Annotated in this window: 2 protein-coding genes and 1 pseudogene; 1 reads left to right on the top strand and 2 read right to left on the bottom strand. The window is 72.4% G+C overall.

From position 1 onward, the window contains the following. Positions 1-524 (bottom strand): annotated as a pseudogene (locus tag AC27IQ_RS23470) (adenylate/guanylate cyclase domain-containing protein); the annotation flags it as partial. Between the two features lie 158 nt (positions 525-682). Between AC27IQ_RS23470 and AC27IQ_RS23465 the strand changes: the two are divergent. Then, the gene (locus AC27IQ_RS23465; RefSeq protein WP_487090992.1) at positions 683-1390 is read left to right on the top strand and encodes a Crp/Fnr family transcriptional regulator; all 708 of its coding nucleotides are present in this window, start codon (positions 683-685) and stop codon (positions 1388-1390) included. 168 nt (positions 1391-1558) lie between these two features. On the opposite strand, the gene AC27IQ_RS23460 is transcribed toward AC27IQ_RS23465, so the two are convergent. Continuing rightward, positions 1559-1931 (bottom strand): LysR substrate-binding domain-containing protein (locus AC27IQ_RS23460; RefSeq protein ID WP_487090991.1); only part of this gene is annotated, 373 nt, incomplete at its 5' end.

Below are 1931 nucleotides of genomic sequence, written 5' to 3'. Positions count from 1 at the left end.
AGCAGCACCGGCTGCAGGCGCTGCCACCGGGCTCGGATGCGCAGCGCCAGGTGCAGGCCCAGGCAGCCGTGCGTCCAGGCCGCCAGCAGCAGCGCCAGTTGCAGCCAGAGCCCCTCCGGGCTCCAGACGGCCCGCACGATGCGCACGTAGGAGGGCTCCAGCCCGTCGATTTCGCCCAGGTAGCGCGTGCCCGAGAAATGCGCCGCCAGCAGCAGCGGCAGCAGCAGCCCCAGCAGCAGGCGCAGCGCCTCCACGGCCGGCATGCGCAGGCTGCGGCGCTGCCACACGGCGGCGCCCGCCATGGCCAGGTGAACGGCCACCGCGCCATAGAGCAGCACGGTGCCCGGCAGCGTGGCCCAGGCGCCATGCACGGCACGCCGCGTGGCTTCGGCCGCGGCCAGCGACACCAGCCCGGTGGCGTGCGTGGCCAGGTGCAGCGCCACATAGAGCCACAGGACCACGCCGCTGGCCCAGCGCAAGTTGCGCTGGGAGGGCAGGGTCAGCGGGGGCAGGGGCGCGGGCACGGTAGAAGGCGTGTGGTGGGTCGATGGAATCCGCCCGGCCATTCGCCGGGGCGGCGCTGAGCATAATGCGGCACCCGGTTCGGCCCGCCGGCCTTCCCGCATGCCCTGGCGCCGCCCTGGCCCTCCTTTTTCCTTTTCTGGCCACGGCCTTTGCCCGCATGAACGCTCCCCCCGCCCGCTCCAGCCTCGCCCTGCGCCGCATTCCCTTGTTCGAGGGGTTGGGCGATGCGTGCCTGGAACGGCTGGCGCAGCAGTGCGACTGGCATCAGATGCCGGCGCGCAAGCCGCTGCTGTCGCGCGCGGCCGAGGGCGGCGACGTGTTCTTCCTGGTGGCGGGGCGCCTGCGCATCACCACCTATTCGGCCAGCGGCCGGCAGGTCACCTTCCGCGACTGCGAACCGGGCGAGCACATCGGCGTGATCGCGGCCATCGACGGCGGCCCGCGCTCGGCCGACGTCGTGACGCTGGACGCCACCCTGGTGGCCAGCCTCTCGCGCGAAGGGTTCCTGGCCCTGCTGCGCGACGAGCCCCTGGTCGCGCAGCGGGTGATGCATTACCTGGCCTCGCTGGTGCGCCAGTTGTCCGACCGCGTGATCGACCTGAGCACCCTGGGCGTGCACAACCGCCTGCATGCCGAGTTGCTGCGCCTGGCGCGCGCGGCGGGCGTGCAGGGCAACCAGGCCCGCATCGAGCCCGCGCCTGCCCACGCCGAACTGGCCAGCCAGATCAGCACCAACCGCGAGCAGGTCACGCGCGAACTGGGCGTGCTGGTCAAAGCCGGCGTGCTGCAAAAGGACGGCCGCGCGCTGGTGGTCGTCGATGCCGCGCGGCTGGAACGCATGGTGGCCGAGGTGCGCGGGGAGTGAGGCGCGACACGGGCCCGTGCGGCCCGTGTACGTCGCCCCGGCGTCGGCCTCGGCCTGCCGAACGCCGTGCCGATGGCCTGTTATTTTGCTATGTTTTATATAGCATCGAGGACAATAAATACTAGGGCGTACCGCTGTTTTTGCTCGAATGCCAGGCGCGGGGCGGTTTCAGCCCGCCTGCGCAGCGTGCGGACCGGCCGCCGAGTCCAGCAGCCATTGGCGGAACCGGTCCAGCGTGGCCAGTTGCGCGCGGGCCTCGGGGTAGCAGAACCAGTAGCCCAGCGCGCTGGTGTAGCCGCCCTGCGCCAGGGGCTCGGCCACCACGCCCGCGGCGATCTCGTCGTGCACCAGGCAGCGCGGCACCAGGGCGACGCCCATGCCCACCGAGACGGCGCGGATCATGCTTTCGAACTGGTCGAACTGCGGGCCGGCCAGCGCATCGAGCCCGGGCACCCCATGGACCTCGCTCCAGCGCTCCCACGCGTCGGGCACCGACACGTGGCGCAGCAGGGCGCTGCGCACCACGCGCGCGGGGCCCGCA

This window comes from Acidovorax sp. KPB24-07, from assembly GCF_057543315.1.
The sequence above is the reverse complement of the archived record's forward strand: the minus strand, read 5'-3'. Positions and strand labels throughout refer to the sequence as shown.